Here is a 22990-nt window from a genome sequence, read left to right as displayed (position 1 = left end):
AGAGAACGTGTGGATTAGCGGGCGCGCTCCACGCGTTTCTCATCCCACACGGGTTCCTCCGACTCGTAGACCTTTCCATCGGAGCCAAAAATCAGGAAGCGGTCAAAGGACTTGGCGAACCAGCGGTCATGGGTGACAGCCAGGACCGTTCCCTCGAAAGCATCGATAGCGCGCTCCAGGGCCTCGCCGGAGTGCAAGTCCAGGTTGTCGGTGGGCTCGTCCAGGAGCAAGAGGGTGGCTCCGGACAGCTGCAGCAGGAGGATCTGGAACCGCGCCTGCTGGCCACCGGACAGGGACTCATACTTTTGCTCCGACTGTCCGGCCAAACCGTAGGAGTCCAGAGCACCCGCGGCAGCTTCCCGGGGCAGGCCCGAGCGGTGTTCATCGCCGCGGTGCAGGATCTCCAACAAGGTCCGGCCCAGCAGATCCGGGCGAACGTGCGTCTGCGCGAAGAATCCGGGGCGGATACGCGCGCCCAACTTCACAGTTCCTTCATGCGGCACTTCAGCAATGACAACATCCGACACCGGCAAGTGCTCCCGCTCGGGGTCGGTGCCTCCGGTGGCGAGCAGGCGCAGGAAGTGGCTCTTTCCGGAGCCGTTGGAACCGAGTACGCCCACACGGTCGCCGAACCAGATTTCGGTGGAGAACGGCTTCATGAGCCCAGTCAGTTCAAGCTTCTCCGCCACGACGGCGCGTTTGGCTGTTCGCCCACCCTTGAGGCGCATCTTCACGTTCTGCTCAATGGGCAGGGCCTCGGGCGGCCCCGCCTCCAGGAACTTGGCAAGACGGGTCTGTGCTGCCTGGTACCTGTTGGCCATGTCGGACCGGAACGCAGCCTTGTTCTTGTACATGTTGACGAGTTCCTTGAGCTTCACATGCTCCTCGTCCCAGCGCTTGCGGAGTTCCTCGAACCGGGCGTTCCTGTCGGCACGCGCCTCCACGTAGGAGCCGAAACCGCCTCCGTGGATCCAGGCTCCGGCTCCGTTGATGCCTGGTTCAAGCGTCACTATTCGTCCGGCGGCGTTGTTGAGCAGCTCGCGGTCGTGGCTAATGAACAGCACGGTCTTCTTGGATTCGTTGAGCTTTGACTCCAGCCAGCGCTTACCGGGGACGTCAAGGTAGTTATCCGGTTCGTCCAGGAGCAGAAGTTCATCCGGACCCGCAAACAGGGCTTCCAACACGAGTCGCTTCTGCTCGCCACCGGACAGCGTGGAGGCACGTCGGAACTGTGCTTTGTCGAAGGAAATTCCCAAAGCCGCCATGCAGACTTCGTCCCAGACCGTCTCGACGTCGTAACCGCCGGCGTCTCCCCAATCCACGATCGCCTGGGCGTACTTCATCTGGGTGGGTTCATCGTCGTGTTCCATCATGGCGAGCTCGGCGTCTTCTACCGCCTTGGCAGCTGCCGCCAGCCCGGCTTGGGCCGTGGAAACCAGCAGGTCCCGGACAGTTGATTCGTCCCGGACTTGCCCCACGAACTGGCGCATGATGCCCATGTTCCCGGATTTGCCTACGACGCCTTCGTCGGGTGTGAGGTCGCCGGAAATGATCTTGAACAGCGTCGTTTTGCCGGTTCCGTTGGGTCCAATCAGCGCGGTCTTGGTGCCGTCCGGCACCTTGAAGGTCACGCCGTTGAGCAGCTGGGTGCCGTCGGAGAGGAAGTAGTCGATGCCGGAAACGTCAATATGGGCCACCGCCCAATCTTCCCACGGCCAGGTATTAAGGCTCGACGGCGGAACTTGGCCTCGGTGCCCAAGCGGGCTAAGCGTCAGGCTTTCGCCGGGCGAACTGCGGCGCACGCTCGGGTCGCGGGCCGAAGGCAATCATCCGTGCAGGCACCTTCCGGACGCCGGGAAAGTTCCGGAGCACGAAGAGCAACAGCTTGGGCGGCTTCGGCTGCTTGCCTGCCATGACCTGCGCGAAGATCACGCGATGTAAGACGCGCTGAAACGTCTGCACAATCACGGTTGGTGGCCAGCGCCGCTTCTGGACGGCGGCGAGGTGACCGTCGTCGAGCGTGTTGCTCAGCAACGGGGATGCAATGATCCGGGCCGCCGCGACGGCGTCCTGCACCGCCAGGTTGATCCCCACGCCACCGGCGGGGGACATCGCGTGGGCAGCATCACCAATAAGCAGGAGGCCCGGCTTGTGCCACTCGGACAAACGGTTGAGCTTCACGTCCAACAGGTGAAGATCATCCACGGAGCGAATGTTGTCAACACGGTCTGAAAGGTCTGGCCGCAACCTGGCGATGCGTGCACGAAACGCCTCCACGCCTTCAGCCCGCAACTTCGGGTCCAGTCCCTTCGCCGCGAGGTAGGCGATCTGATAAAAGTCCTTGCGGGTCAAACTCAGCAGAACGTCCGAAGTCCCGAAACTGGGCGCAATCGACGCCACGGGATCCCTCTCATCGGAGTACCTCGGAAGCCGGAACCACCACGTATCGAACGGCACCGGAAATTCGCGTGGCACCAAACCCGCCCGTGCACGAAGCACCGAACCACGGCCGTCACAGGCCACGGTCAATGCAGCGCTCAGTTCGCCCGTCCCTACGGTTTCGCCGGTTAGGGGGTCCCGGGTTCTGTACGCCACACCCGATACTGCACCGGCCCCGTCGCGGAGCAGCTCTGTGACCTCAGTGTTCATCCGCAACGTGAAGGTAGGTTCCTGCTTGGCTGCCTCCACCAGAAAGTTCAGCAAGTCCCACTGGGGCACCATGGCCACATAGTTATACGGCTCCTTGAGGAGCCCGAAATCAGCGAGGATCACAGAATCCCCGGTCCCTGCAGGGAGCTGGAAATTACCAAGCTTGCTCTGCGGCAGCTGCCGGAACCCTTCACCCAACCCCAACTCGTCGAGGAGGCGGACGGTGGAGGCGTGCACGGTATCGCCACGGAAGTCCCGCAGGAAGTCGGCGTGCTTCTCCAACACAGTGACTTCAACTCCGGCCCGGGCAAGGAGCAGGCCCAGCACGATCCCAGCCGGACCTCCGCCAACCACAACGCACTGCGTGCTGCTTTCCATAGCTTCTCCCGAGTTAGCCGGCGGCGGTGAGGAACGACTTCAACAACGGCCCGCTGGTGGTCGCACCCAGCCCGCCGTCTTCCACGAACACGGCAACCGCCAAGTCTCCGTGGACCGCAACGATCCACGCGTGAGTCTTGGGCGGGTCGTCATTGCCAAACTCGGCAGTACCCGTTTTTGCCCCAACGGGCGCTCCCGGCACCTGGGCGAGGAATCCTGCGTGCCCGGAGGTCACCACCGCCCGCATCATGTCTGATAGCGCTGCGGCTTCTTCTTTCGTGATCGGCTTGGTTGAGGGCGGCGAAGCGGGCGGCGCGCTAGCGGAAGGGGACGGCGCACCAGACGAAGAGGACGACGGCGCGCTGCCGCTTTCCGTGGGCGTCGCTGTCGGACTGGAGTTCTGGGCTTCTGGGTTCAGCACCAATTGAGGCGACACCGGAGCGCCGTTGCCAACAGAGGCTGCCATGATCGCAGCAGACAGTGGGGAGAAGAGCACCTTACCTTGGCCGATCATGGATGCCGCGTGCTCGGTTCCCTCTGCGGCGCCAGGGACTGAACCGAGGAAGGCGTCAGCTCCCAGCTTGGGCGCTTCCACGGCCACGCCCAATGCCATGGCGGCGGACTCGAGCTGGTCCTGGCTGACGGTGTCACGGGCATTGATGAAGGCGGTGTTGCAGGAGTGGGCAAACGCGTCCCGCAGCGTAACGGAGCCCAAGGAGCTCTCCGGATAGCCCTCGGAGTTCTTGAAGGTCCTGCCGTCAACTGTCAGGGTCGGGGTGCATTCGACCTTTGAATCAGGTGTGGCGCCGTCACGGAAGAGCGCCAGGGAATCGACGATCTTGAACGTGGAGCCCGGCGCGTACTGGCCAAGCATCGCCGTGTTGTAGCCGTTGCTGCCTGGACCGGATGCGGCCGCGAGCACAGCTCCGGTAGAAGGCTTCAGAGCCACAATGGCGGACGCTGGCCCTACTCCGGCAAGGGTTTCTTCGGCCAGTTGCTGGAGCTTCAGGTCAAGCGTGGTCTTGAGGGTTGTTCCAGGCACAGGAAGGGACGAGAAGAATACTTTGGTTGCGGGGGTCTCGCCTTCCGACTTCGCTGCCTGCTTGGCGACCACTTCCACGCCGTCCTTCCCGCGGAGCAGCGAATCGTATTTCTGTTGAAGGCCGCCGGTTCCTGTGGTGTCCCCGGCCCGCAGGGCACCATTGGACTTTTCGATCTGCTCTGCACTGGCCTGCCCCACACTTCCCAGGAGCGCCCGGGCGAAAGTGCGTGTTGGTGCCAACGCCATGGAGTCCAGGATGCTCGCACCACCCGGAATCGCAGTGATCTTTGCTTCGGTAATTTCGGGGGTATAGGCGCGGAGGACGATGCCCTCCACGAAAGCCTGCGGACCCGAGGCTGCCACCTGCTTGGCGTAGTCTTCCACGTCAAGGCCGAGCAAAGCAGCCATTGCCCGTGCGGAGGCATCCGCCTGATCTGCGGCAAGCTTGGTCTTGTCGATACCAACGCGGAAAACAGGCCTGTCTTCCACAATGGGGGCATCCCCTGCGCCGAGGATCTGTCCGCGCTGGGCAGGAACGGTCTTAACGGAGAGCGTCTGGCCATCCGAAAGTTCCGGGGCAAGGAGCTGGGGGTTCCATTGAACAGCCCACTTGTCACCGGACTTTTTCAACGTAGCCTCGGAGCTGTACTCCCATTTTGCTGAGCCGATGTTCCAGCTGTAGCTCAAAGGGAAGGTGGCGGTCTCGCCGTCGAGCTTCACGTCACCTGACTGAACCGATGGCTTGGCGCCGAGTCCCTCAAACACCGCGTTGAGTTCATCGTTGGCCGCGGAAGCGTCCTTGCCCGCCACGGCGAGTGAACCGACGTCGAGCGCGGCAAGTGAGGAGGCCAGCTGCTTCGCTACACCCTCGGCACCGGCGCGGCCGTCATCGCAGGCGGTCAGCGAGCCAGCCATCACCAGCGATACCAAGCCAAGGACAAGATTCCGTGTTTTCATTTTCCCCATTTGCGACATTATGCCCCGTTCCCCTGACAGTTTCTCGTCGCGACCACAACGCGGACCCGCCCCACGCCAGGTCCTCCGGAACGACTTGCTGGCGTGCCAATCGAAAATGACTTACCGCTGCCGAATGATCCTGCGCTGCGCGGCCACTGCTATCGCCGCCGTTCGGTTGTCCACGCCCAGCTTGGAATAGATATGAACAAGGTGCGTCTTCACTGTTGCCTCGGAAATGAACAACTGCTTCGCCATGGCGCGGTTGCCCATTCCGGTGGCCAGAAGTTCCAGTAACTGGACTTCCCTGGGGCTCAATGCAGGCGACGGATTCCGGATCCTGCCCATGAGTCGGGCCGCCACCTCCGGTGCCAGCGCGGTTTGGCCAGCGGCAGCGGATAAGACAGCTTGCTGGATCTGCTCAGGCGGGGCGTCCTTCAGCATGTAGCCGCTGGCACCAGCCTCAACAGCGGCGAGGATGTCAGCGTCCGTGTCGTAGGTGGTGAGGATAAGGACAGGCGGCGGGGGAGTCCCACCCTGGCCAGCTTTGATCCTGCCTGTGGCCGTCACTCCGTCCATACCGTTACCCATTTGAAGGTCCATCAGCACCAGGTCCACGGGCTCACCCAGAGTGTTCAACCTGCCCAGTTCGGCCAGCGCCGCTTCACCGTCCGCAGCCTCGGCCACAACACTGACACCAGGAAAATCAGCGAGCATCGCCCGGAGGCCAGCCCGGACAACAGGGTGGTCGTCCACCAGGAGGATGCGGATGTCACTCATGCCCCACCATCCCGGGCTGGCAGCGGCACCCGAAGGGCAACCACTGTTCCCTCGCCGGGCGCCGATTCGATATCCAGGCTGCCTTCGAGTGCTGCAAGCCGCTCGCGCAGGCTCTGGAGTCCCACGCCGGTGCCGTCCCCGCGGGCATTGACGGCCGCCGTCGACGGTTCAAAACCCACGCCGTCGTCAAAAACATCCAAGGTTACCTCCGAGCCGAGGAAGGACAAAGTCACGACGACGGCACTTGCGCGGGCGTGCGCCCACACGTTCGCAAGGGAAGCCTGGGCGGCCCGAAGCAGGGTGGTCTGGTAAGTAGTGGGCAAGTCCAAGGGGGTGCCCACAAGCTCGAAGCGGCAGCGCAGTGCGGTTCCCCGGGCGGCTGCTTCGGTCTCAGTCTTCTCGCAAAGCCTCCGCAAGGTGTCCACCAGATCGGACTCCTCCAAAGCGGGTGGCCGGAGATCACGGACAAAACTCCGAGCCTCTGCAAGGTTGGCTGACGCGGTCTCCTGTACGATCCTCAACCGTTCATTCGCGGCCTCCACGTCTCCCTCCTCCAAGGCTTTCCCCGCAGACCTGCCCATCAGGACAATGCTGGAGAATCCCTGTGCCAAGGTGTCGTGAATTTCCCGGGCCAGCCGTTCGCGCTCTGTCAGGACCCCGGCGTCGTGCTGGGTTTTGGCCAATTCTGCCCGTGTTCGTCGGAGGTCGTCGGCAACAATGCGTTGATTCTCGGCCTCCAGGAACAAGGCACGGTATGCCAGTCCGGTGACCACAGCAAAACCAGCCCCGAACATGGGTCCCATGACCATCGCGAGCTGCAGACCGCCGTCGGCCGAAGCCCTGCTGTGGAACCAGAGGGCACCGATGAGCAAAGCGGTGCTCACCACGATTGCCGGCAACGCGAGGCGCCGGGGGAGTACGTGCAATTGGAGGAAGAAGAGTGGGAAGGCAACCCATGCGAAATCGCCGCTGACCAGGAGAAGCAACAGCCACAAGGCCATCACGGCACCAAGCCACCAGCCTGAGTAAGGTGTGGGATCGAACCGGGAGGCATTGCCCGCGTGGCGTTTTTCGAGGATGGTTCCCACGAGGTACACAAGGGCCAAGGCGGCTGACAATGCCAGTCCAGCAATAACAGCCACCGGCGACGGACTGCCCGCAGTGCCTGCCACCAGCCGCACCACTGCCACGAGCAGCAGCACCGCGAAGCCGACATGGAGACTTATCCGCAGCACACGGAGGATGGTGGCTGTGCCGGTAGGAGTCTCCTGCATGCGTCCCAGCCTATCCCCGCCCGACGCGCCACTCCCTCGGAATTCCGCGTCCCGAAGCAGGAATCAACCAATCGGATGATGGCGGTTTCAACCCCTTGATGTGCGCCAATCCATCGGGCTCCCGATGTGCCCGGATCCATTGGGCGGAAGAGTGGATTCAGTCGGGACCAAGCCCGCATCCAAGCAAAGGATTCTGATGTTTCTAGCCATCCGCGACATCCGCTTCGCCAGGGGCCGGTTCGCGCTCATGGGAAGTGTTGTGGCCCTTATTACCCTGCTTCTGGTCATGCTTTCGGGGCTTACTGCCGGCCTCGGAAACCAGTCGACATCGGCCATTGAATCAATGCCTGCACAGCAGATCGTCTTCGGTGCACCGGCGGGCGGGGAGCCGAAGGCCTCCTACACCGAGTCTGAGGTTTCCAATGCGCAGCTCGAAGCCTGGCGGGAACAACCCGGCGTTTCATCGGCACACGCGGTGGGCATCAGCCAAACCCGCCTCCAATCCTTGGCTGAAGGTGGCACTCCGAACGGCACTGCAAATGTGGCAGTTTTTGGCGGTTCTTTGGGTTCTACCCCTGTTGAGGACGGGACCGTCGTGGTCGGCAAAACCGTGGCCAAGGATTTGGGGCTCCAAGCCGCCAGTCGAGTCCGGGTCGGAGGAACGGAGCTGACTGTTTCAGAAGTTGTGGAGGACAAGTGGTACTCGCACACTGGCGTGGTCTGGACGACGCTAGACACCTGGCGAAAGATCGCCCACGCGCCCCAGGGCACCGCCACGGTCCTGGCCATAAAGTACGACGCCGGTACCTCCGTCAGCGTTGATGCCGCCAACGCTGCGGCTGGCACGGTGAGCATGGATCCCATCGGCTCGTTCCAGGCCCTCGCCTCGTACAAGAGTGAGAACGGTTCTCTCATGCTCATGCAGGCATTTCTTTATGGAATCTCGGCCTTGGTGATCGTTGCCTTCCTTACTGTGTGGACAGTGCAGCGGACGCGTGACATCGCGGTCCTCAAAGCACTCGGCGGTTCTGCGGGATACGTCCTGCGTGACGCCTTGGGTCAGGCGGCGATAGTGCTGCTGGCCGGAGCCGCAGGTGGCGGTTTGCTGGGCCTCGCGGGCGGACTTCTCGCGGCCAGCGCAGCGCCCTTCCTCATCACGCCTTTGACTACGTTGGTGCCGGTTGTCGGCGTCGTCGTCCTGGGCCTCGGCGGCGCTGTCCTCGCGGTCCGCAATGTCACCAAAGTAGATCCGCTGTTTGCCCTCGGTGGCAACTAAGTTTTTGAACATTCCCAGAGAGGCATACATTGTGACCCATGCACTGAATCTCATCGACATCTCCCTTGAGTATCCCGATGGCGAGTCAAGCCTCAAAGCTTTGGACGCCGTCGACCTTGTAGTCGGACGCGGAGAGTTCCTCTCCTTGGTGGGTCCGTCCGGTTCCGGCAAATCCTCGCTCTTGGCTGTTGCGGCCACGCTCGTGAAGCCCACCTCGGGACTCGTCGTCATCGACGGCCAGGACGTTTCAGCGCTCAAGGACGCCGAGCGCACTGCCTTGCGGCGGGACAAGGTGGGCATCATCTTCCAGCAGCCCAACCTTCTTCCGTCGCTGACCGCCGTCGAGCAGCTGCTGATCCGGGACCACCTGCGCGGCAAGGCTGTCCATGAGGCCCTTGGCAAAGCACATGAACTCTTGAAGATCGTGGGCTTGGCCGCATCAGCAAACAAGAGGCCGCACCAGCTATCGGGTGGGCAGCGGCAGAGGGTGAACGTCGCCCGGGCGCTCATGGGCAGCCCCACCGTATTGCTGGTGGACGAACCTACCGCAGCCCTGGACCACGAACGCAGCGAATCGATCGTCAGGTTGTTGCGTCGGATTACGGACGAGTTCTCCACTGCCACCGTGATGGTCACGCATGATACGGAGTTCCTTCCCCTGACGGACTCCGTCACAACCATGCGGGACGGACGAATCAGCCCTGCCGCACTCCCGTCCGCCCTGCCCAACTAGGTCGCAGTAGAGCGCGTTTTGAGCGTCCAGAACGCGCTTAACTGCTACTTAGTTGGATGAGCCGAGCAACAGGTCATCCTGGGCTTCGTCGTAGGTGTCGCGGGCTTCGAGAATCGTGGGGACGTGGCTCTCCGCCCACTGACGTAAAAGGGTGAGGGGTTGCAGGAGGGATTCACCCATCGGTGTGAGTTCGTAATCCACTCGCGGCGGCACCTGGGCGTGGACGGTCCGCGTAATGAGCCCATCACGTTCCAGGGCACGCAGCGTCTGCGTCAGGACCTTCGGCGTGACAACGTGGACCATCTTGCGCAGCTCCGAGAACCGCACGGGCCCGTCACCGAGGACTTGGATCACCAGAGATGCCCACTTGTCCCCGATTCTTTGGAAGATCACGCGGGATGGGCAATTGGGATCCAGGATGTTCCCTGGCAGGCCATTAGTATCCATGAGGTAACTCAGTTTCTTTGAAGCTATCAGTATCAAATAGATACCTTCGTGTTATCGCAAGGATAGCAACCCAAAGGAGAGTCATGAAAATCGCAGTCTACGGCGCAACGGGCATGGTCGGCAGTGAAATCGTCAATGAATCCCTCACCCGCGGCCATGAAGTCACGGCTATCTCCCGCAAGGGCACCGAGGTCGCCGGCGCAACTGCCCAGGTAGCCGATTTGGCCGACGCGGAGGTCTTTGCCTCCATTGCAAAGGACCACGACGTCGTTGTGCTGGCTACCGGTCCCAGCCGCACCGGCGGGGACCATGGAGAGTGGCTCGATGCCATGGCCGCTGCTTACAGCAACGCCGAAGGAACCCGCCTCATGATCGTTGGCGGTGCCGGCACCCTCGAGGTAGACGGCGTCCGACTCCTCGATTCCCCGGACTTCCCCGAGGCATACAAGGCCGAAGCCACCACCGCCGCGAAGGCGCTGGAAGCCGTCAAGCAGACCCCGGAGGACGTCGACTGGACGGTTCTTGCCCCAGCCCCGGTTATCCAACCCGGCGAGCGTACCGGTGAATACAACGTGGCCAAGGATACCCCGGCCGGTAACAGCATCTCCTCGCAGGACTACGCCGTGGCCATGCTGGACGAAATCGAAAGCCCTGCTCACCGCCGCGCACGATTCACGGCTGCAAACTAAATAGCAGCCTGGCCTAAGTCGGGGCTAGCCGACAGTCAGGCCGAGCCCGGGTACCGGCATCTGGAATATGTCCTTGAGGGCATGCTTCGCCGCATGGTACCCGGGCATCCCTGTAACACCAGGCCCGGGCGGGGTGGATGAAGAACACAAGTAGACGCCCGGCACGGGTGTACGCCACGGAACGTTGGAGACTACCGGCCTTTGTACCAAGCCCCGCATATCCAGCAGACCTGCACTGAAGTCGCCACCCACGTAGTTTTCGTTGTAAGCGGCCAGTTCAGCCGCCGTCGTGGTCTTCGAGGCAACCACCACGTCCCGGAAGCCTGGCGCATACCGTTCAATCCGTGCAGTGACAGCCTCCGCCATGTCCACATCAGAGCCAGCCGGCACATGACAGTAGGTCCACAGGATGTGTCGCCCCACCGGTGCCCGCGACGAGTCCACCAGGGACGGTTGGGATACCAGCACGTAGGGCTCCGCTGGGTGTTTGCCCATGTCCACGAGGTTCTCGGATTCGGCCATGGCCATTCGCGAACCACCCACATGAACCGTCCCCGCCTGCCTCAGGCCAGGGGCAAGCCAAGGAACAGGTTCCGAGAGAATGTAGTCCACTTTGCACGCTGCATTCCCGAAGCGGAATGCATCCAATGCCCGACGATAATTGTCGGGTATCTCAGCGCCACCCAGACGTGCAAGCGTCGGAGGCGCAACATCCAACAGGATGGCCTTTGCTGGCCTGACCTGATCGAAAGAATCCACGCGCACACCGGTTTGGATGGTCCCGCCGTGGGCAATGAGGTCCTCCGCCATGGCACCTGCGATAGCTGCGGATCCGCCCACGGGCACCACCCATCCGCCTGCGTGGGCCAGGACGGCGAGCAAGAGCCCGGCACCCGTGGAACTAAGCGATGGCTGGGAGCCCAAAGCGTGGGACATCACGCCGGTCAACAAAGCGGGAGCAGCCTCTTCACGGAAGCGCCGTCCCCAGAACGGTGTTCCTTGGTCAAGGGTCGCGAGGCCAAACAGCACAGCAGCAAGGGGATCCTTGGGCACGCGGAGCAACTGGTTCGACGTAAAGTCCACTACGCCGTTGACGCGCGCAAGGAGGGGCGCAATCAGGTGGCGGTACGCTGGGCCGTCCGCCCCCAGTTCCATGGCGGTCCGTTCCAAGGACTGGTAAGCGAGGGCGGCTCCGCCCACGTCCAACGGCGTGCCGTGCTGGACTTCAGGCAAGCGCAGCTCAATGCGCTGCGCAAGGTTGAATTCCTTGAAGAAAGGAGACGCCAGTGCCATTGGATGCACCGCGGAGCATACATCGTAAAGGTATCCCGGCTCGATCAGCTCGCTTGTCCGGGTCCCGCCCCCGATGGCATCGGCGGCCTCGTACAGATGTACCTCCAGCCCTGCGCGGGCCATGGTCACTGCTGCGGCTAGACCGTTGGGACCAGAACCGACGACGGCGACATCAGCCATCGCTACCAACCTCCAACTGCCGGGGAGCCTTAGGCTCGGCGGGCTCAATCCCAGAACGCCAGGGGAGAGCTGACATGGACGGATGGAGAAGGTCGATCCTGAGCCAATCCTTGGTGCCTTCGAAAGGCCCACCATGGGGATCGTCTTCGCCCAATGCGCGTAGGGGATCCTGCGATGGATCCAAGATATCCATCACCACCCTCGCCATCAGGTACGCCGTTGCAAGCATGTGCAAGGCCACAGCCAGGACGTAGTAGGACATATCTATGTTGTGCTGCACGGGCCCACCGCTGGTGGCCATGCCCAAGTACATCCATATTGCAGCCCAGTGCAGGCCTTCAGCGGCCTGCCAAACGAGGAAGTCCCGCCAGCGTGGCCTCGCAAGGGCAAGGAGCGGAATGAGCCAGATGACGAACTGGGGAGAGTACACCTTGTTTGTGAGGATGAACGCGGCCACAATCAGGAAGGCCAGCTGGGCAAGGCGGGGGCGCCTGGGCGCCGTCAAAGCCAGGGCACCGATCAACACGCAAGCAATGACAAAGAGGTTCAGCGCAAGCGAGTTGATAGTGGCAGCGTTAAGTTGGGTCCATTGAAGCCGATCAGCCACGAGGTTGAACGCGAACCAGGGCGAGCTGTATCCGGCGGGTCGTTCCTGGGTGAATTCAAAGAAGTAGCGCCAGCCCGAAGGGTTCATTGCAGCGATGGGCAAATTTACGGCCAGCCATGCCGCGGCAGCCGCAGCGGCGGTCACCAAGAAGGTCCGCAGACGACCACTGCGCAGCGCCAACACCAAAATGGCACCCAGGATGAGGACGGGGTACAGCTTGGTGGCCGTTCCCAACCCGATGCAGATTCCCGCCAGGATCAACTTGTCGCGGGAGAAGAAGTACATGGCCAACGCGAGCAGGGCCACCGCCCACATGTCCCAGTTGATGAACCCCGCAAGGACGACTCCCGGGGCCAGGGCCACCATGGCGGCATCCCAAGGGCGACGCTTGTTCATTCGAGCTGTCAGGAGGACGGTAATTATCCACACGGCAACAATCAGCGTTGCGTTGACGTCGAAGTAACCCAGAATGCGTTCGGGGCCCACCCCTTGTCCTGGTACGAGCAGCGCCGTCAAGCCTGCGATGATCCCCATGATGACCGGGTACTCAAACAAGCTGCCTTGTGTAAAGAAGGGGAACACTCCATCGCCCAAGCCGCGGTTGCGGAAGAGCTCCGGGAAGTCGGAGTAGCACGTGGCGTAAAACTGCGTGGGCGTTTCCCAGCCATTGACGCGGCAATAGTCCTTCGCCAGCACGGCCAGCAGGGCAGCGATCACGGTGAGGATAACGAGGACGCGTTCAACCGTAAACGGCGCAGGGGAGATCTGTCCTGGGGCTGAGTGGCGGCCCAAGGGCCCACCGACAACCTCCGTGAAGTTACGAAGCAGGGAGTCGCTGCGGCTTGGAACCACAAAGCGGGCAAGTTTTCGCTGCCGGTGCGGCTTCGTCTCCTGCATAAATCGAGCTTACAGTCAGGCAGCTTGGGTAACGCCACCGGAGCAGCTCTGACCGACCAGTTAAAAGGGGGGAAGCCCACGCGTAGCCGCGTGGGCTTCCTGCGGTTCAGCATGCATCTGCGGCACCGGAAACTCCTTCGGAAGAGATGAAGGGCATCAACGGATGAGTCCCATCTGGTGCAGGACGACGAAGACGTCTTCACGACCCTGCCTGAGCAACTGGTCGTTGAACAGCGTGCGTTCCTTGGGAGCATCGCTGCTCTTGTAGAAGCGTAGGTCCTTAGTGCGTTTTGGCATGTGGTTCACCTCCTTTCATGCAGGAAATTGCCGGAATTGGGCACAACAAATAAAGCCAATTGAATTCAGGAGAAATCAAGGCATAAAAGAGCGCACAAATAGCCCGACGATAATAGGGGGAGTGGGCAGACCTGTGCGCGAGCGGCGAATGATCGTGCACAATTACGTGTGCTTCCTGCAGTCGTCCCCAACAAGAAGCTGGTTCCGAACTTTGGGGAAACTGCGCACCCACGGCTTGTTGCGTGGGTCTGCGCCTACAACTGACTGCTCAGAATGCCACCCTTAACGGTTGGCCATGAAGACCGCCGGCGTTGGAGCCGGTCCGGTGGTTCAGGGAGTGGTCAGTGCTTCGAAAAATACTTCGAAAAAGGGCGTCGATCAGCGCAAGAGGCCGGGGTAGCAGTGACGGTCACATTCCATCCGCTAGTCAAAGTAATCATTTTTCCCAACCTCCTTTTCCGCTGTGGCATTACGTCCGGCTGATTAACCAGGGCAATGCGCGCCTTGTTCCCGGCGGGTCGCTCTGGGAACAAGATATAAGCTACCCCATGAATAGGAGTCTTGACCAGCACAATTCGCTATTTAGCCAAAAGTTTTTCTAAATTCGCGTTTTAGAGGCCCCAACGGACAATCGCCGGCGTCCGCTTATCCCAACCAAGCGTGCATACTTTGGCTGTTCCAAGAATGAAGTGGCGGCCTTCCTTGGCATCCATTTCCAGCCACCGGGCCGTGAGAATACGGGAGAAATGGCCATGTGCAACTACCAGCACATTGTCCATGCCCGATTCCAGGACGCGTCCAATGATCTTGTCAGCGCGGGCGGCCACTTCGTCCAGCGTTTCGCCGTTGGGCACCCCGTCCGTCCAAATGAGGTAGTCCGGATTGTCCTTGCGGATGAGGTCGGAGCTGACGCCCTCATAGTCCCCGTAGTTCCATTCCACCGCCAGCGGCTCGTGGACAGCATCGGGAAAGCCTGCAAGTTCAGCCGTGCGGCGGGCGCGACGCAGGGGGGAGGTCAGAACGAGATCGAAGTCGATGCCCTCAAGGACTTTGCGCGCTTCGACAGCCTGCTGCTCACCCTCGACGGTCAAGGGAAGGTCGGTCAAGCCTGTGTACTGGCCGCTCTTGGACCATTCCGTCTCGCCGTGGCGAAGGATCCAAAGTTGCGGACGCGGGGAGATCGCGGCGTTCATGAGGACTCCTTGGTTTCTGCGGCGGTTTCGGTTGAAGGGTCGACGACGGCGGACTCGGGTTGCGCTTCCCACCACGCCAAGAGCTTCTTCTCGGCTTCCTCCGGGGACAGCGGACCGTGTTCCATCCGTTCTTCGAGGAGGAACTTGTAGGCCTTGCCGACGACAGGACCTGGCTTTAGCCCCAGAAGCGCCATGATCTGCGCTCCATCGAGGTCGGGCCGAACAGCCGCCAACGATTCCTGCTCCAAGAGCGCAGAGATTCGATGCTCAAGGTCATCGTAGGCGAAGGACAGGCGGTCGGCCTTTCGCTGGTTACGCGTAGTGACGTCGGATCGCGTAAGCCGATGTAGGCGTTCCAGCAGCGGACCGGCATCGGTCACGTAACGGCGCACGGCGGAATCCGTCCAGCCAGCGTCTCCGTACCCATAGAACCGCATGTGCAATTCGACCAGTCGGGACACGGCTTTGATCGACTCGTTGTCGAAGCGCAACGCCTTCATTCGCTTGGCCGTCAGCTTGGCACCCACAACGTCGTGATGCCTGAAGCTCACCGCGCCGCCCGGTTCGAACCGGCGCGTAGCCGGCTTGCCGACGTCGTGCATCAACGCAGCGAACCGAAGCACAAAGTCCGGGCCCGGTACGGGACCGTCCGCACCGGTTTCCAACGCCGCGGCCTGTTCAAGGACCTGCAGGGAATGCTGATAAACGTCCTTGTGGCGGTGGTGTTCATCGGCTTCCAGGCGAAGCGCGGATACTTCGGGAAGGACAAACTCAGCCAGCCCCGTGTCCACCAGGAGGTCGATGCCGACGCGGGGGTGCGCGCCGTTAATCAGCTTGACCAGTTCATCGCGGACCCGCTCGGCGGAGATGATCTTGATGCGGTCCGCCATCTGGGACATGGCGAGACGGACGTCGTCGTGAACCGAGACGCCTAGCTGGGACGCGAAACGAGCCGCACGCATCATGCGCAGCGGGTCATCCGAGAAGGACGCCTCAGGGGCGCCGGGAGTGGCGAGTTCGGAGGCGTGGAGGTCCCGGACGCCACCGAAAGGGTCCACCAGCTCCAGGCTCGGCAGCCGCAAGGCCATGGCATTGATGGTGAAGTCGCGGCGCAGCAAGTCCTCGGTCAAGGAGTTGCCAAAGGCGACTACGGGCTTACGCGAGTCAGGATCGTACGCTTCGGCGCGGTACGTGGTGACTTCGATCTGGAAGCCGTTCTTCTTCATCCCGATCGTGCCGAAAGCGCGTCCGATTTCCCAAAAGTTGTCCGCCCACTTCTTGATGACGGAAATCGTCTGGTCGGGCGTCGCGTCTGTGGTGAAGTCCAGGTCCGGGGACGTCCTCCCCAGGAAGAGGTCGCGCACAGGTCCACCAACCAAGGACAGCTCGAAGCCGGCGTCGACAAAGCGCTGCCCGAGATCGAGCACCACCGGATCGATGGTGAAGTTAACTGAAGAACTGTCCAATACGTGCGCCATAGTTCCTTAAGCTTGGCAGATTTTTCCGCAGCATTGGGCCAGAGTTACATCCGAAAACCAGCGGACCCGTAACGCGTGTCTCCTGCAGTCCATCTTGCGGCCATGTCCCGGTCATCACTCGAGGGCAAGAGTCGTTAGAGTGGACTTCATGGCCAATCCGATCCCGAGCGCTCCTGGCAGGAGGACGAACGCACCGTTGCCGTCGGCAATCGGCGCGCACGTCGCGCCTGCCCCGCAGCACCCGGTCCAGGCCTCCCTTCCCACTGTGGAGGAAGTGTCTGCGGGCGGTGTCGTAGTAGACACGTCCGACGGCGAACTCCGGGTCGCGATTATCGCCCGCCTTAATAGGGGTGGCCGGCTTGAATGGTGCCTGCCCAAGGGCCATCCGGAAGGCCGGGAGAACAACGAGGAAGCTGCCGTCCGCGAGATCGCCGAGGAAACCGGCATCGAGGGCAACATCCTGGCGCCCCTGGGCAGCATTGACTACTGGTTCACCGTGAGCGGCCACCGGGTCCACAAAACCGTTCACCATTTCCTGCTCCGGGCCACTGGCGGCGAGCTCACCATCGAGAACGACCCGGACCAGGAGGCAGTGGACGCCGCATGGGTCCCCATCCAGGAATTGGCGCGCAAATTGTCCTTCCCAAATGAACGCCGCATCGCCGACTTGGCACGGGAAGTGCTCCCCGAACACCTCTGACCCGGCTACATGGGACGATAAAGGCGATGTCTGAAGCCAAAACTACCCAGTCCGTTCAATCCGGAGAAGCACGTTCCAGCGCCATCATGGCTGCGGGAACGTTGGTTTCCCGGTTCCTTGGCTTCGCCAAAACGTGGATGCTCGGCGCTGCACTCGGCCTGGGTTCAACGGTCAATGACACGTTCATCAACGCGAACAACCTTCCCAACCTGATCTTCCTGTTGGTGGCTGGCGGAGTGTTCAACGCCGTCCTGGTCCCGCAGATCATCAAGGCCAGCAAGGGTGCGGACAGCGGCGCTGATTACATCAGCCGACTCCTGACCCTCGCTGTTCTGGTGCTGCTGGCGCTGACGGCCCTCGTGACCCTGGCCGCGCCCATCGTTATCGACCTAACGACCCAGGGCTACTCGGAACAGCAGAAGGCCCTGGCGGTCACTTTCGCATTCTGGTGCCTTCCACAGATCTTCTTCTACGGCCTTTATGCCCTGCTGACACAGGTCCTGAACGCGCACGGCGCATTTGGCCCCGCTATGTGGGCTCCCATCCTGAACAACGTGGTGGCCATAGCCGGCCTGGGTATGTTCATCTGGATCCTGGGTGCCAACTACACTAATCCGCACACACTCGATAATTGGGGACCAACCCAGACATTCCTGATTGCCGGGTTCTCCACCTTCGGAGTCATCGCCCAAACCGCCATCCTTCTTATTCCCGTCATGAGGCTGAAGCTGGGTCTGCGGCCCCGTTTCGGATGGCGCGGCGTCGGACTGGGCCAGGCAGCCAAGCTGAGCGTGTGGACGCTGCTGACTGCCGCCGTCGGGCAGTTGGCGTTCCTGTACGTCATGAAAATTGCCACAATTCCCGGCGCCGAGCGGCTCCGGCTGGACAATTCAGGCCAGACCACAGCGGCCTCCACTCTCCCAGGTAACGCCGTCCTTGAAGTTGCGAGCCAGCTCTACCTGTTGCCGCACTCGATCATTGCCCTGTCGCTGGCCACTGTCCTCTTTAACCGAATGACGCGGGCGTCACAGGATGGCAACAAGGCAGAACTGCGTGACGCGCTCTCGCATGGGCTGCGAACCATGGCTGTGGCAACAGTTTTTGGAGCACTGGCGCTGTTCGCGCTTGCTGGCCCGCTGGGCATGTTCTTCTCCGGCGGGAAGCCCCAGGACGGCGTCATGCTTGCCCAGACGCTCACCATCCTGGCGTTGAGCACGCCGTTCATGAGCGCAAACTTCATGATGTCGCGCGTGTTTTACGCCAACGAGGACGCGCGCACGCCCCTCTATGTGCAGCTGTTGCTTGCCGTTGTTTATGTTGTTGGCGCGTTTATCATCCAGTTCCTGCCAGTGGGCCAGATCATCTATGCGATCGCCGTCCTCTACACCTTGGGGAACATTCTTTCCGTGGTGATCAGCGTGTGGTTCCTGCGTCGCATGCTGGGCCATCTCGATGGTCCCCGGATCGCTAACTCCTACATCCGCATGGGCTACGCGGGCCTGGGCTCTGCGATTGCGGGTGCTCTGGCGCTGTGGCTTCTGGGCAGCTACCGTGCAGATGGTTTCGCGTGGAGCAGCCGGCCAGCGGCCCTGGTGACCGTGGTCGTCGTCGGGCCCGTCATGCTGGTGGCTTATCTGCTCCTGCTTCGCGTTTTCCATGTCACCGAGCTGCGCGATCTGATGCGCCCGCTGATGGGCCGCTTTGGCCGCGGCGCACCTGCCGTTGCGGGGGCCGCTGCTGAACCCACGACGGCGGCACGCGCCACGGTCTCGGACGATACCGGTTTGATTCCGCGCATCTCGGGCGAGTTCGACGCTGCCTCCTTCAGGGCCGGCCCGGCACTCGAACCGGAGCCCGCCGTCGAGGCTCCAGCCAAAACTCCAGACTTTGCTGACACATCCCGCTCTGAAGAACCCCACGCGAAGTATCTGCCGGATGAGGACGTACCGGGCACGGCCAGAGGAGGAAGGTTCCACCCGCAGGTCCCGTTGCCAGGCAGGCGAACCTACCAAGGCGAACCTGGCCAAAATCCCTACTTTCCCGCCGACGGGGACGTTGGACAGCACGCCAGGCAGAAGCGGAAGAAGTGAACCGGTGCCGCCAACATGGGCGGCGGGCGCCAATCGGCTAGGCTAGAAATGAATACAGGTAGTTGCAAAAGCGGTACAACCGGCTCGCCGGGCGGACCGCGTGCAGGGCCCCGCAGCTCCCGGACAGCCTAGGAGGAACACGTGTCCCACCCGATCGACGTCGGATCAGTGCTTGGCGGCCGCTATAAGGTCACGGCCACCGTATTGACCTCGCATGACCAAGATCTGGTGCTCGACGGCGTGGACCAGGTCCTCAACCGCCCCGTCAGCATCCTCGTTGCCGGTCCCGGAAATGCCGAGCAGGTAGCTCAGAGCGCCCGCGAAGTCGCCACGGGGGAGCGCCCTGGCCATGTCCAGATCCTGGACCTCGGAGTCAGCGACAACACCACGTACCTGATTACCAACCACAGCACTGCGCCGGACCTCCTGGACCTGGTGGTCGCAACCCACCCGCCGTACGTGGAACCGTTCTTCACGGAAACCCTCGGCAGCGAGATCTTTGGCCAGGCCCGCACGTACGAGCCCGAAACCTATGACGGCCTCTACGAAGACGATGAGCACGAAGCCGAGTACATTCAGTACGACGAAAATGGCTACCCGGTCCAATCGGAATCGGATGCTGACCACGAAGCGCCGGCCACGCAGGCCAGCAACCTTCCGCCTATGCCTTCTTCCAGCCCGTCATCGGCCAGGGGCGGTCTCGCGGGGAAGCTCGCTGCTGCTGCAGCTGGCGCCGGGGCAGCAGGAGTTGCCGCCGCTGCCGCGCTGAAGAACGCCGGATCCAAGAACCACGACGCCGGGGCTGCCGCTAATGGGGCTGCCGGTGCTGGGGCTTCTGGTGCCGCTGCTACTACGGGAACCCAGCCTGCGACGCAGGCAGTACAGTCGCCGTCGTCCGGAGCTTCGCCTGCTACCACGCCCGTTGCACCGGTTCAGCCGCCTACCCAAGCCGTCACTTCGCAGCCTGTCGCTTCACAACCTGTGAACCCGCAGCCCGCACCGACTCGCGAGCCTGCCGGGGAGCCAAAGGTTTCCCTCTGGTCTGAAGAGGACTACGGCCTCGCTGCCGGTGGCGCGGCTCAAGCCGCTGGAGGAAGCTCGGACCCTGGTTACGATCGGGCTCCTACCAGCTTCCCAGCGTCGGCTGCTGCCACTGAAGATTACGAAGATGAAGAGGTCTACGAGGACGAAACCCCGGAACGCGAGCCGCGGTCCATGCGTTGGCTCGTAGGCGGTCTGCTTGCTGCCGTATTGATCGTGGGCCTTGTCCTGGCGGTCACCAATCTGGGCAGCCTCCTGCCGAGCGGCGCTCCTGCGGCCTCAGACAAAACAACAGCGTCATCGCCATCAGCGGGCACCGAATCGGAACAACCGACGCCCAGCGAGACCGCTGCTCCCGCAACGCCTCCGGCCATCGATGGCATTACCCGCCTCGGCGATTTCCCGTTCGCTGCATCGTTCGACAAAGACCTTCCCAAAGCATTTGATGGGAACCCGGCCAGTTACTGGTCCGACATGGAGTTCGCTTCCGCTAACTGGGGTGGACTCTCAGGTGAGATGCCCTTGGTGGTGAAGCTCAAGGAGCCCACAGAGGTCAAGTCAGTGGTGCTGAACCAGTTGGGCGGATCAGGTGGAAGCATCAGCGTTTACACCAACGATCGTCCCGCAATGGACGGCGCCAAGCTCGTGGGCACCAACAGCTTCACGTCCCCGGAACTGACGATGCCGCTGGCCGCGCCCACGCAGACCCAGTACGTCATAGTGGTCATCAAGACGCTGCCTAAACTTGCTGCCCCCAAGACACAGTTCGGATTTGGTCTGCGGTTGGCCGAGGTCAGGGTCCAGTAGTTCCGTTTTCGCTCCGCTTACCCAACTAGGTCGCAGTTGAGCGCGTTTTGAGCCTTCAGAACGGCATGTGCTGTTACCTACTTCTTGCATGTCCGCGAGGCCTTGTGACCGATGTGGCCACCAGTCATCCGGCGTCCCCGCTTCGATTCGCCACCACTCCAGACGGTACCCTGAATGATGGTGGCTTTGAGGGTCCCCAATTCCAACGGAATATTTGGAACGCAACAGGGGTTGAGTCAGATGGCTGCCCCGAAAGCCGCAGCATCGACTAAGGAAGAGGTTCACGCCAAGTGAGCATTGCAGAAAACAACGCATCCCAGGTGCGTGACGTCATCATCGTAGGTTCAGGCCCTGCCGGCTACACAGCCGCTGTTTACACCGCCCGCGCCAACATGAAGCCTCTGCTCATTGCCGGCTCCGTCACTGCTGGTGGCGAATTGATGAACACCACGGACGTTGAAAACTACCCAGGCTTCCCCGAAGGCATCATGGGTCCAGATCTCATGGAAAACTTCGAAAAGCAGGCGGCCCGCTTCGGTACCGAGATTCTCTTCGAGGACGTCACCGAATTGGACCTCGACGGCGACATCAAGTCGGTCACCATTGGCACGGGGGAGACCTTCCAGGCGAAGGCCATCATCCTGTCCACCGGTTCCGCCTACCGCGAGCTTGGGCTTCAGAACGAGAAGCGCTTGTCCGGTCACGGCGTTAGCTGGTGCGCAACTTGCGACGGTTTCTTCTTCAAGGATCAGGACATCGCAGTCATCGGTGGTGGCGACTCCGCCATGGAAGAAGCGCTCTTCCTTACCAAGTTCGCCAAGTCCGTTACTGTGGTCCACCGACGGGACACCCTCAAGGCTTCCAAGATTATGGGCGACCGCGCCCAGGCGCACGAGAAGATCAACTTCATTTGGAACACGGCTGTAGAGGATGTCCTCGGCGGTGACAAGGTCACAGGCCTCAAGCTCAAGAACCTGGTGGACGGCACCGAGTCTGAACTCGACGTTACCGGCGTCTTCGTCGCCATTGGCAACGATCCCCGCACGGAACTTGTGAAGGGCAAAGTTGATCTGACCCCCGAAGGAACCATCGCCGTAGAGGGCCGGACTTCCCGTACCAACATCAAGGGTGTGTTCGCCGCAGGCGACGTCATCGACCCCACGTACCGCCAGGCCATCACGGCCTCGGGCTCCGGTTGTGTGGCTGCGCTCGATGTCGAGCACTACCTCGCAGACCTGCAATCCTGAGCTTCACCAGACCAGCAACCATACGAAGGGAAAAGTTATGAGCAACGCTAAAGACGTAACTGACGCAAGCTTCAGCACGGACGTCCTGGCTTCCGAGAAGCCGGTTATCGTGGACTTCTGGGCAGAGTGGTGCGGACCCTGCCGCAAACTCGGCCCGATCCTCGACGAGATCTCCGTTGAGTACGGCGAGAAGGTTGACGTCGTGAAACTCAACGTCGACGACAACCCGGCCATCGCCGCCGAGTACGGCATCACGTCCATCCCGGCTGTCTACCTCTTCAGCGGGGGAGAAGTGAAGAGCACGGTCATCGGCGCCAAGCCGAAGCAGTTCTTCGAAAAGGAATTTGCGGACGTTTTGTCCTAGGTTCCCTTAGTTAGTCAGTGAAAAGCCGGCGGCTGTCGCTCCTGAAGGAGTGGGAGCCGCCGGCTTTTTGCATTTAGTCAATTTGAACCCGGTACAGTTTGTTTTTGAGTGTCGGATTGCACCAAACGCCTTGTGCGTCTTCAGAACTCCTCAATGCATGTTGCCCTTACCTGGGGTAGGCAAACTCGGATCTTCTCTCACATCCCCACCCCACCCAGCCGATCCTCTCTCACATCCCCACCCCCTCCCAGCCGATCCTCACTCACATCCCCACCCCCTCCCAGCCGATCCTCTCTCACATCCCCACGGGCCATGAAGAATGTCGTCGGTGTCCAGTGATGATCCCCGGCTGGACGTTCTGTCGGAGTCATGTTCAATCGGACAGAGCTAACTCCAACTCGGGCGGCAAGCCTCAGCTCGCACCTAGATCGACGGGGAAACTACCACTGATGCAATCCATCAGTCGTGCCTGGACGACTTCCCATGGTGCTTCAATGCCTGTGGACTTCGGATTTTGCGTCACGACCGACGGTCTTTCGGATAGCAACATGTCAAGGACACCCTGACAAGACCT

Annotated in this window: 19 protein-coding genes; 8 read left to right on the top strand and 11 right to left on the bottom strand. The window is 61.6% G+C overall.

Annotated elements, in window-relative coordinates; all coding sequences use genetic code 11:
- Positions 1 to 14 precede the first annotated feature (14 nt).
- From KSW38_RS09200 to KSW38_RS09180, 5 genes are all read right to left on the bottom strand, one after another.
- Positions 15 to 1697: an ABC-F family ATP-binding cassette domain-containing protein gene (locus tag KSW38_RS09200; RefSeq protein WP_216924442.1), complete on the bottom strand. Its 1683-nt coding sequence runs from the start codon at positions 1695 to 1697 to the stop codon at positions 15 to 17.
- A 67-nt stretch (positions 1698 to 1764) separates the two neighbouring features.
- On the bottom strand, positions 1765 to 3027 hold the full coding sequence (locus KSW38_RS09195) for an FAD-dependent oxidoreductase (RefSeq protein ID WP_216924440.1): 1263 nt from the start codon (positions 3025 to 3027) through the stop codon (positions 1765 to 1767).
- A gap of 13 nt (positions 3028 to 3040) precedes the next feature.
- A complete protein-coding gene (locus KSW38_RS09190; protein WP_216924438.1) occupies positions 3041 to 5035 on the bottom strand; it encodes a penicillin-binding transpeptidase domain-containing protein in 1995 nt (664 codons plus the stop codon).
- Between the two features lie 111 nt (positions 5036 to 5146).
- Positions 5147 to 5803, bottom strand: a complete 657-nt coding sequence (locus KSW38_RS09185; RefSeq protein WP_216924436.1) for a response regulator — start codon at positions 5801 to 5803, stop codon at positions 5147 to 5149.
- Positions 5800 to 7077 carry a sensor histidine kinase gene (locus tag KSW38_RS09180; RefSeq protein ID WP_216924434.1) on the bottom strand — a complete coding sequence of 426 codons (1278 nt, stop codon included), beginning with the start codon at positions 7075 to 7077 and terminating at the stop codon, positions 5800 to 5802. The genes KSW38_RS09185 and KSW38_RS09180 overlap by 4 nt, the downstream gene beginning before the upstream one ends.
- Before the next feature lie 196 nt (positions 7078 to 7273).
- Here KSW38_RS09180 and KSW38_RS09175 point away from each other — a divergent pair, with 196 nt between their 5' ends.
- On the top strand, positions 7274 to 8353 hold the full coding sequence (locus KSW38_RS09175; protein WP_216924432.1) for an ABC transporter permease: 1080 nt from the start codon (positions 7274 to 7276) through the stop codon (positions 8351 to 8353).
- A 31-nt stretch (positions 8354 to 8384) separates the two neighbouring features.
- On the top strand, positions 8385 to 9086 hold the full coding sequence (locus KSW38_RS09170) for an ABC transporter ATP-binding protein (RefSeq protein ID WP_428982376.1): 702 nt from the start codon (positions 8385 to 8387) through the stop codon (positions 9084 to 9086).
- A gap of 48 nt (positions 9087 to 9134) precedes the next feature.
- On the opposite strand, the gene KSW38_RS09165 is transcribed toward KSW38_RS09170, so the two are convergent.
- A complete protein-coding gene (locus KSW38_RS09165) occupies positions 9135 to 9533 on the bottom strand; it encodes a winged helix-turn-helix transcriptional regulator (RefSeq protein ID WP_216924429.1) in 399 nt (132 codons plus the stop codon).
- Between the two features lie 83 nt (positions 9534 to 9616).
- On the opposite strand from KSW38_RS09165, the gene KSW38_RS09160 reads away from it, so the two are divergent.
- Complete coding sequence (locus tag KSW38_RS09160) at positions 9617 to 10222, top strand: NAD(P)-dependent oxidoreductase (RefSeq protein ID WP_216924427.1); 606 nt, start codon at positions 9617 to 9619, stop codon at positions 10220 to 10222.
- A gap of 24 nt (positions 10223 to 10246) precedes the next feature.
- On the opposite strand, the gene KSW38_RS09155 is transcribed toward KSW38_RS09160, so the two are convergent.
- From KSW38_RS09155 to KSW38_RS09135, 5 genes are all read right to left on the bottom strand, one after another.
- Entirely contained in the window at positions 10247 to 11695 is a 1449-nt protein-coding gene (locus KSW38_RS09155) for a phytoene desaturase family protein (protein ID WP_216924425.1), read from the bottom strand.
- A complete protein-coding gene (locus KSW38_RS09150; RefSeq protein ID WP_216924423.1) occupies positions 11688 to 13199 on the bottom strand; it encodes a glycosyltransferase family 87 protein in 1512 nt (503 codons plus the stop codon). Before KSW38_RS09150 ends, KSW38_RS09155 begins: the two co-directional genes overlap by 8 nt.
- A gap of 156 nt (positions 13200 to 13355) precedes the next feature.
- Positions 13356 to 13496, bottom strand: coding sequence for a hypothetical protein (locus tag KSW38_RS09145; protein WP_216924421.1), 141 nt, complete (start codon positions 13494 to 13496; stop codon positions 13356 to 13358).
- A 611-nt stretch (positions 13497 to 14107) separates the two neighbouring features.
- The gene (locus KSW38_RS09140; protein WP_216924419.1) at positions 14108 to 14689 is read right to left on the bottom strand and encodes a histidine phosphatase family protein; all 582 of its coding nucleotides are present in this window, start codon (positions 14687 to 14689) and stop codon (positions 14108 to 14110) included.
- A complete protein-coding gene (locus KSW38_RS09135; RefSeq protein ID WP_216924418.1) occupies positions 14686 to 16167 on the bottom strand; it encodes a CCA tRNA nucleotidyltransferase in 1482 nt (493 codons plus the stop codon). Before KSW38_RS09135 ends, KSW38_RS09140 begins: the two co-directional genes overlap by 4 nt.
- Before the next feature lie 196 nt (positions 16168 to 16363).
- On the opposite strand from KSW38_RS09135, the gene KSW38_RS09130 reads away from it, so the two are divergent.
- From KSW38_RS09130 to trxA, 5 genes are all read left to right on the top strand, one after another.
- Positions 16364 to 16867: an NUDIX hydrolase gene (locus tag KSW38_RS09130; protein ID WP_216924651.1), complete on the top strand. Its 504-nt coding sequence runs from the start codon at positions 16364 to 16366 to the stop codon at positions 16865 to 16867.
- A 26-nt stretch (positions 16868 to 16893) separates the two neighbouring features.
- Positions 16894 to 18957 carry a murein biosynthesis integral membrane protein MurJ gene (murJ, locus tag KSW38_RS09125; RefSeq protein WP_216924416.1) on the top strand — a complete coding sequence of 688 codons (2064 nt, stop codon included), beginning with the start codon at positions 16894 to 16896 and terminating at the stop codon, positions 18955 to 18957.
- 141 nt (positions 18958 to 19098) lie between these two features.
- Positions 19099 to 20805, top strand: a complete 1707-nt coding sequence (locus KSW38_RS09120; RefSeq protein WP_216924414.1) for a discoidin domain-containing protein — start codon at positions 19099 to 19101, stop codon at positions 20803 to 20805.
- 290 nt (positions 20806 to 21095) lie between these two features.
- Positions 21096 to 22052 (top strand): thioredoxin-disulfide reductase, encoded by a 957-nt coding sequence (trxB, locus tag KSW38_RS09115; protein WP_216924412.1) that lies wholly within the window; start codon positions 21096 to 21098, stop codon positions 22050 to 22052.
- A gap of 37 nt (positions 22053 to 22089) precedes the next feature.
- On the top strand, positions 22090 to 22416 hold the full coding sequence (trxA, locus tag KSW38_RS09110) for a thioredoxin (protein WP_216924410.1): 327 nt from the start codon (positions 22090 to 22092) through the stop codon (positions 22414 to 22416).
- Positions 22417 to 22990 lie beyond the last annotated feature (574 nt).

The organism is Paenarthrobacter aromaticivorans, assembly GCF_019038615.1.
Lineage (GTDB): Bacteria > Actinomycetota > Actinomycetes > Actinomycetales > Micrococcaceae > Arthrobacter > Arthrobacter aromaticivorans.
This window is presented reverse-complemented; position numbering and strand designations above follow the sequence as displayed.

Excerpts from the sequence above, each read along its gene's own strand:
- KSW38_RS09195 (WP_216924440.1), bottom strand. The coding sequence starts at position 3,027 with ATGGAAAGCAGCACGCAGTGCGTTGTGGTTGGCGGAGGTCCGGCTGGG.
- KSW38_RS09190 (WP_216924438.1), bottom strand. The coding sequence starts at position 5,035 with ATGGGGAAAATGAAAACACGGAATCTTGTCCTTGGCTTGGTATCGCTG.
- KSW38_RS09185 (WP_216924436.1), bottom strand. The coding sequence starts at position 5,803 with ATGAGTGACATCCGCATCCTCCTGGTGGACGACCACCCTGTTGTCCGG.
- KSW38_RS09180 (WP_216924434.1), bottom strand. The coding sequence starts at position 7,077 with ATGCAGGAGACTCCTACCGGCACAGCCACCATCCTCCGTGTGCTGCGG.
- KSW38_RS09175 (WP_216924432.1), top strand. The coding sequence starts at position 7,274 with ATGTTTCTAGCCATCCGCGACATCCGCTTCGCCAGGGGCCGGTTCGCG.
- KSW38_RS09165 (WP_216924429.1), bottom strand. The coding sequence starts at position 9,533 with ATGGATACTAATGGCCTGCCAGGGAACATCCTGGATCCCAATTGCCCA.
- KSW38_RS09160 (WP_216924427.1), top strand. The coding sequence starts at position 9,617 with ATGAAAATCGCAGTCTACGGCGCAACGGGCATGGTCGGCAGTGAAATC.
- KSW38_RS09155 (WP_216924425.1), bottom strand. The coding sequence starts at position 11,695 with ATGGCTGATGTCGCCGTCGTCGGTTCTGGTCCCAACGGTCTAGCCGCA.
- KSW38_RS09150 (WP_216924423.1), bottom strand. The coding sequence starts at position 13,199 with ATGCAGGAGACGAAGCCGCACCGGCAGCGAAAACTTGCCCGCTTTGTG.
- KSW38_RS09145 (WP_216924421.1), bottom strand. The coding sequence starts at position 13,496 with ATGCCAAAACGCACTAAGGACCTACGCTTCTACAAGAGCAGCGATGCT.
- KSW38_RS09140 (WP_216924419.1), bottom strand. The coding sequence starts at position 14,689 with ATGAACGCCGCGATCTCCCCGCGTCCGCAACTTTGGATCCTTCGCCAC.
- KSW38_RS09135 (WP_216924418.1), bottom strand. The coding sequence starts at position 16,167 with ATGGCGCACGTATTGGACAGTTCTTCAGTTAACTTCACCATCGATCCG.
- murJ (WP_216924416.1), top strand. The coding sequence starts at position 16,894 with ATGTCTGAAGCCAAAACTACCCAGTCCGTTCAATCCGGAGAAGCACGT.
- trxA (WP_216924410.1), top strand. The coding sequence starts at position 22,090 with ATGAGCAACGCTAAAGACGTAACTGACGCAAGCTTCAGCACGGACGTC.